This is a genomic window from Cryobacterium sp. TMT2-4, from assembly GCF_004402575.1.
GTDB classification, from domain to species: Bacteria; Actinomycetota; Actinomycetes; order Actinomycetales; family Microbacteriaceae; genus Cryobacterium; species Cryobacterium sandaracinum.
Map to the genome: position 1 here is coordinate 37649 of NZ_SOGE01000018.1, position 6375 is coordinate 44023.

Annotated in this window: 6 protein-coding genes; 4 read left to right on the top strand and 2 right to left on the bottom strand. The window is 65.3% G+C overall.

The window, feature by feature from the left end:
- Positions 1 to 95 precede the first annotated feature (95 nt).
- From E3O54_RS05705 to E3O54_RS05715, 3 genes are read left to right on the top strand one after another with little or no spacing between them, the layout of a single operon-like run.
- Complete coding sequence (locus E3O54_RS05705) at positions 96 to 800, top strand: histidine phosphatase family protein (protein ID WP_104101572.1); 705 nt, start codon at positions 96 to 98, stop codon at positions 798 to 800.
- A 9-nt stretch (positions 801 to 809) separates the two neighbouring features.
- On the top strand, positions 810 to 1382 hold the full coding sequence (locus tag E3O54_RS05710) for a DUF3090 domain-containing protein (protein ID WP_104101569.1): 573 nt from the start codon (positions 810 to 812) through the stop codon (positions 1380 to 1382).
- Positions 1382 to 2170: an SCO1664 family protein gene (locus E3O54_RS05715; protein WP_134401140.1), complete on the top strand. Its 789-nt coding sequence runs from the start codon at positions 1382 to 1384 to the stop codon at positions 2168 to 2170. Before E3O54_RS05710 ends, E3O54_RS05715 begins: the two co-directional genes overlap by 1 nt.
- A 1-nt stretch (position 2171) precedes the next feature.
- On the opposite strand, the gene nrdG is transcribed toward E3O54_RS05715, so the two are convergent.
- Together nrdG and nrdD are read right to left on the bottom strand one after the other, a co-directional pair.
- Positions 2172 to 2774 (bottom strand): anaerobic ribonucleoside-triphosphate reductase activating protein, encoded by a 603-nt coding sequence (gene nrdG / locus E3O54_RS05720; protein WP_134401141.1) that lies wholly within the window; start codon positions 2772 to 2774, stop codon positions 2172 to 2174.
- Positions 2767 to 5004 (bottom strand): anaerobic ribonucleoside-triphosphate reductase, encoded by a 2238-nt coding sequence (nrdD, locus tag E3O54_RS05725; protein WP_134401144.1) that lies wholly within the window; start codon positions 5002 to 5004, stop codon positions 2767 to 2769. The genes nrdG and nrdD overlap by 8 nt, the downstream gene beginning before the upstream one ends.
- A gap of 308 nt (positions 5005 to 5312) precedes the next feature.
- Here nrdD and E3O54_RS05730 point away from each other — a divergent pair, with 308 nt between their 5' ends.
- The gene (locus E3O54_RS05730; RefSeq protein WP_241976762.1) at positions 5313 to 6158 is read left to right on the top strand and encodes a pseudouridine synthase; all 846 of its coding nucleotides are present in this window, start codon (positions 5313 to 5315) and stop codon (positions 6156 to 6158) included.
- The last annotated feature ends 217 nt before the right edge of the window (positions 6159 to 6375 follow it).

Genomic DNA, 6375 nt, shown 5'->3' on the forward strand with positions numbered 1-6375 from the left:
GTCAGCTTGGAGGACGCGACGTGACATCCGGCTTCCTCAAGCATCAGATCGTCTGGCCGGGCTCCGTTCCCACCCTGCCTGTCTAGGCTGTACCCATGGCCACAGTCATCCTCGTGCGGCACGGCCGCACCACTGCAAATGCCACCGGAATGCTGGCCGGCCGCGCTGCCGGCGTTCGACTCGACCAGATCGGGCAGGACCAGGCCGCCCTCACGGCCAAGCGCCTGGCCGTGGTGCCGCTGGTCGGCGTGGTGTCGAGTCCTCTGGAGCGCTGCCGGCAGACATCTCAGTTCATCCTGGATCAGCAGGCCGGCTCGCTCGTGACGCCGGTGGAGGAGGACATCACCGAATGCGATTACGGTGAGTGGCAGGGCCAAGCCCTCGGCGATCTCGCCAAGGAGAAGCTCTGGTCGTCAGTGCAGTCTCAGCCGTCGGCCGTCACCTTTCCCGGCGGAGAGTCGATGGCGACCATGCAGGCCCGGTCGGTCGCGGCCATCCGTCGTCACGATGCGGCGTTCGAGGCCGAGCACGGTCCGGGCGCGGTGTGGGTGGCGGTCAGCCACGGCGACATCATCAAGTCCGTTCTGGCCGATGCGCTCGGCATGCACCTCGACCTCTTTCAGCGCATCAACGTGGGTCCGGCATCCGTTTCGATCGTGCGCTTCGGCACCAGCCGGCCGAGCGTGCACGCCATCAACACGGATGCCGGCGACCTCGCCTGGCTCGGCGCCAGCGCCCCTCTGGCCGACGCGCCGGTGGGTGGCGGGGCTGGTCAGGCGCCGCACACGACGGTCGCCTAAAATACCCACATGCCCACAATCGTCCATGAGTTTGCCTGGCCGGATCGTGTCGTCATCGGCACCGTCGGTCCGCCTGGTTCTCGCACGTTCTACCTGCAGGTGCGCACCGGAGCTCAGATTGTGAGCATCGCCCTGGAGAAACAACAATCCGCGCTGCTCGCCGAGAAAATCGATGAGATGCTCGACCAGCTGATGAGCCATGAGGGCAACCCGTTCAGCATCCCAAGCACTACCCCCGTCGAACTCGTTGACAACGAGCCGCTGGATCAGCCCGTCGCGGAGGAATTCCGCACCGGCGGAATGAGCCTGGGCTGGGACCCCTCGACCGTGCAGGTTGTGCTTGAGGCCTATCCGCTCGTGGAAGTCGATCCGGCCAGTGACGACGTGCCCGACGAGGATCTGCTCGACGCGATCATGCAGGAGCCGGCGGAGATGCTCCTGGTACGGATGCCCGTCGGTACCGCCCGGGCCTTCGCCAAGCGCACGCGCGAGGTGGTGGGGGCCGGCCGCCCCCTCTGCCCGCTCTGCGGCAACCCCATCGACGCCGACGGACACACCTGCACCCTCCCCGGCAGCCCCTGATGCACGATGCCGCCCTCGACGGTGAGCTCGACGGTGAGCTCGACGGTGAGCTCGAGCTCACGGGACGCATCACGACGGCCTCGAACGCGACCTTCCTCGGCACTATCGGCGGATTCACGGTGGTCTACAAGCCCATCGCCGGCGAGAATCCGTTGTGGGACTTTCCCGACGGCAACCTCGCCAACCGCGAGGCCGCGGCCTACCTGGTCTCGCAGGCCTTCGGCTGGAACGTCGTGCCTCGGACCTGGCTGCGGGGTGGCCCGATGGGCCAGGGGATGGTGCAGCTGTGGCAGCATACCGATCCCGATCAGGATGCCGTCGACCTCGTCCCGTGGGAAGCCGCGCCGACCCCGGGCTGGCGTCGCGTCTTCGACGGCCGGGACGAGCACAATCGTGCGGTGACCCTCATCCATGAGGACTCGGCCGCGATGCGACGCATGGCCGTGTTCGACATAATCGTGAACAACGCCGATCGCAAGGGCGACCACATCCTGGCGATGCCGGACGGGCACCGTCACGGCATCGACCACGGCCTCACCTTTCACGTCGACCATAAGTTGCGCACCGTGCTCTGGGGCTGGCTGGGCGACGAGCTCATCGCCGACGAGCTGGACGGGATCGACCGGGTCAGTGCGCAGCTGACCGGCGAGCTCGGCGACATCCTCGCCGGGTTGCTCACCGACGCCGAGATCGCCGCACTGGCTGCACGCTGCGACCGGTTGCGCTCTGAAGGGCGGTTCCCGGCGCCGCGCGGCGACATGCCCGCGGTGCCCTGGCCGCTGTTCTGACCTAGATCAGGTTCCGTTTCTCGATCTGTTCGAAGGTGCCGGTCGCGTCCGTGAGCCCGCCCCACAGCGTCACCTGTCCACTGGCCAGGGACTCCTGAACGTCGATGATCCGCTGGTTGCTGCTGCCCCGGAACTGCAGTTTGAGGTCGCGTTTGGCCAGTTCGAACCGACCGTCGACCAGAACGTCGATCGTGCCGAGAAGGGCCAGCTTGTCCGCACTCTCCCGCAACAGTTCTTCGAACGTGTAGCCGGTCCAGCACCACACATCCTTCGACGTGCCGAACTCCCGGCGCACGCGGTCGAGGAGGGCCAGGCACACCCCTGTGTTGAGGAACGGCTCCCCGCCGAGGAGGGTGAGGCCCTGTACGTACTCCTGGCCGAGATCGGCCAGGATCCGATCCTCAAGTTCCTGGGTGTACGGCTGCCCGTAGCGAAAACTCCAGGTGGCCTCGTTGAAACAGCCCTCACAGGCGAACAGGCAGCCGGACAGGTACAGGCTGCACCGCACCCCCTCGCCGTCGACGAAGACGAAGGGCTTGTAGTCGCCGACGTACCGCTGGCTCAGTTTCTCCGACAGCCACTCGCCGGGCCGGGGGTTACGCATCCACGGCGACGGATGCCGCGGCATCCGCCCCACGGATGCCGGTGGCGCCCGGCATGTGCTTGACCCGGGAGGTGATCTCGGTGTGCCGGCCGTGCACCATCGGGCGGGCCTGCGGGTTGCCGAGGTAGCCACAGGTGCGCTTGACGACATCGCAGGTCATCGGGTCGGCGTTGTGGCACTCGGGGCACTCGAACCCACGCGGGGTGGCGTCGAAGTCGCCCGAGAAGCCACAGGCGTAGCACCGGTCGATCGGAGTGTTGGTGCCCAGATAGCCGACGCGATCGTAGGAGTAGTCCCATACCGCCTCGAGTGCCTTGGGGTTCTGCTGCAGGATCGGGTATTCGCAGTAGTGGATGAACCCGCCGGAGGAGTACGCCGGGTAGACCTTCTCGAAGTCCAGCTTCTCGAACGGCGTCGGGCTCTTGCGCACGTCGTAGTGGAAGCTGTTGGTGTAGTAGTCCTTGTCGGTGAGGTTTGCCACCGCGCCGAACTTCGCGGTGTCGAGTCGGCAGAACCGGTCGGTCAGGCTCTCGCTCGGCGTCGAGTACACGCTGAACTGGTAGCCGTACTCGGTGCTCCACTCCTGGGTGCGCCCATGGAGCGTGCGCAGGATCTCGACGGTGAAGTCCTTCGCCTCGGGATTGGACTCCCAGTCACCGCCGTAAAAGGCCGCGGCCACCTCGTAGAGGCCGATGTAGCCGAGGGAAACGGTGGCGCGCTTGTTCTTGAAGAGGGTGTCGACGGGCTGACCGGTATTCAGGTGTTGGCCGAAGGCGCCGTAGATGTAGAGGATCGGGGCGTTCTCCGGGGTCGCTTCCTTGCACCGGTCGATTCTGAAGAGCAGGGCGTCGCGCGCCGTGCTCACCCGTTCGGCAAGGATGCTCCAGAACTTGTCCTTGTCACCGGCGGCCTCGAGGGCGATCCGGGGCAGGTTGAGCGTCACGACTCCGAGATTCATCCGACCCTCGGAGACGTCGTTGCCCTGCTCGTCGGTCCAGCCCTGCAGGAACGAGCGGCAGCCCATCGGCACCTTGAAGCTGCCGGTGAGTTCGACGATCTTGTCGTAGTTGAGGATGTCGGGGTACATGCGTTTGGTGGAACATTCCAGCGCAAGCTGCTTGATGTCGTAATTCGGGTCGTTCGGTGCAAGGTTGAGGCCGCGCTTGATGGTGAAGATCAGTTTCGGGAAAATTGCCGTGCGCTTCTCGCTGCCGAGCCCCTCGATCCGGATCTGTAGGATCGCCTTCTGGATTTCTCGCTCGAACCAGCTGGTGCCGAGGCCGAAGCCCAGGGAGGTGAAGGGGGTCTGCCCGTTCGAGGTGAACAGGGTGTTGATCTCGTATTCGAGGCTCTGCATCGCGTCGTAGATGTCCTTGAGGGTCTTCTCCTCGGCATAGGACCGGTGCTGCGACTTATCCGCGATCCACTTGCCTGCGTCGACCAGGTGCTTTTCGAGGTTCTTCTCGGCGTAGGGGGCGAGAACTTCGTCGATGCGGTTCCCCGAGCATCCGCCGTACTGGCTCGACGACACGTTGGCGATGATCTGCGAGATCTGGGCCGTCGCCGTCTGGATCGACCGGGGCGGGTTGACGTCGGCGTTGCCGATTCGGAAGCCCTGGCTCAGCATCGTCGTGAAGTCGATCAGGCAGCAGTTCGTCATCGGCGCGTAGGGGTGGTAGTCGAGGTCGTGGAAGTGCAGGTCGCCCTTCTGGTGGGCGTTGGCGACGTGCGGGGGCAGCATCTTCAGGCCGATGGCCTTGCCCACCGCGCCGGCGGTCAGGTCGCGCTGGGTGTTGAAGACGTCGCTGTCCTTGTTGGCGTTCTCGTTGACGACCGACTCGTCTTTGCTGATCAGTTTTATGATCGAGTGGTTGATGTCGGTGGCCTTGCTGCGGGCGAAGTCCCGCTGGATGCGGTAGTTGATGTAGGCCTCGGCGGCGTCGTACTCCTTGCTGTCCAGCAGGGCGTGTTCCACGATGTTCTGCACCTCGTAGATCTTGATGTCGACCGCGAAGCGCGAGGCGATCTCGCGGTCGACGCGAGCGACCAGGTCACGGATGGTGCGGTGCGTGAGCGGGGTCAACTCGCCGTTCACCTCGGTGAAGCTCTTGGCCAGTGCCGCGTAGATGCGGGCGTTGTCGAAGGCGAGCAGGCGGCCGTCCCGTTTGGCCACCATGAGCGCGCCCAGAGCATGCTCGGTAGTGAGGTTTCCTGCGCCGGGATTTTCCATTTTCAGCACGCGCTGCCATCTCCTTGGGTCGGTACCCACGGCAATCGGGCGGGACGCTGAGTCGGGCGAAAGAACCACATCTAGTAGTTGGGGTGCGATTCACATACTACCTGTAGGGTTTCGCAGTCATGTGCTTCGGCTCGCCGCCGGTGTCTCCGAGTTGGTGGGGCGGTTGCCGGGCGGCGTACGATCGGTGAATGCCACCGCCCTCCCCGTTGCCACAGCGCCACGGGCTTGACGCTGCCTGGGTATGCACGCCGGATGGGGGCCGGGCCGGGCCGCATCCGTGGCCGACCATGGGTGCGTGGTTGCTCGAGCGACTCGCCGAGTTCGTCGATGTCGCCGGGTTTCTGGCCGGGGAACGCTTCGCCTATCAGTCGGGCGCGCTGGTCGTGGGCAGCGACCTCTATGGCCCGCGTACCTTTGTCTGGTTTCATCGCGATCTCGCCGATGAGACAGTCGTGCCCGGGACCATCCACGTGGTGCATCGGGATGCTCGACTCGTCGTGATCGACAAGCCGGCCTTCCTCTCGACCATTCCGCGCGGCCGACACGTTGTACAGAGTGTGGTGGTGCGCTTGCGCGCCGAGTTGGGACTTCCCGAGCTCTCGCCGTTGCATCGCCTGGATCGGGTGACATCGGGCCTCGTGGTTCTGGCGACGGAGCGGCGCTGGCGTGGGGAGTATCAATCGATGTTCCAACGCGGCGAGGTCGAAAAGACCTACCGGGCGCTGGCCCCGCTGCGGCCGGATCTGGATTTGCCCGTCACCGTGCGCAACCACCTCACGAGCAGGCGCGGCCACTGGCAAGCCGAGGTGACCGACGACCCGGCCAATGCCGAGTCGCTGATCGAACTGGAGACCGTTCTGCAGCACACGGGCGTCTACCGGCTGACGCCGCGCACCGGAAAAACCCATCAGCTGCGAATGCACATGCTGGGCCTAGGGATCCCCATCATCGATGACCCGGTGTACCCGGTCGTTCAGGATGTCGCACTCGACGATTTCACCCGCCCGCTGCAGCTCCTGGCGAGCGAGGTGACCTTCACCGATCCGATCGACGGGGAGTTGCGCCGCTTCGAGAGCGTCCGGGCGCTTCCGCTGCAGGCTGAGGTTGCTGTTGCTGTTGCTGGGGCTGCTGCTGGCTCAGCCTGAAGGCGCCCCAACCTCCCGACCCATCGCGAAGCATCCGCCGCCGGCCCCCGGCCGAACGAATTCGACGGAGATTTTGTTCAGAACCGGCCCAGAACATCCGTTTGGGCTCGAAATCGGTAAAATCTCGGCTCTCCTGCTGCTTCTGTGGGTTAAACCCGGCCGGGGAGCACTGGTTTGTGGCCGCCGAGGCTGAGCATGGCGAGGGCGATGAGGGCGT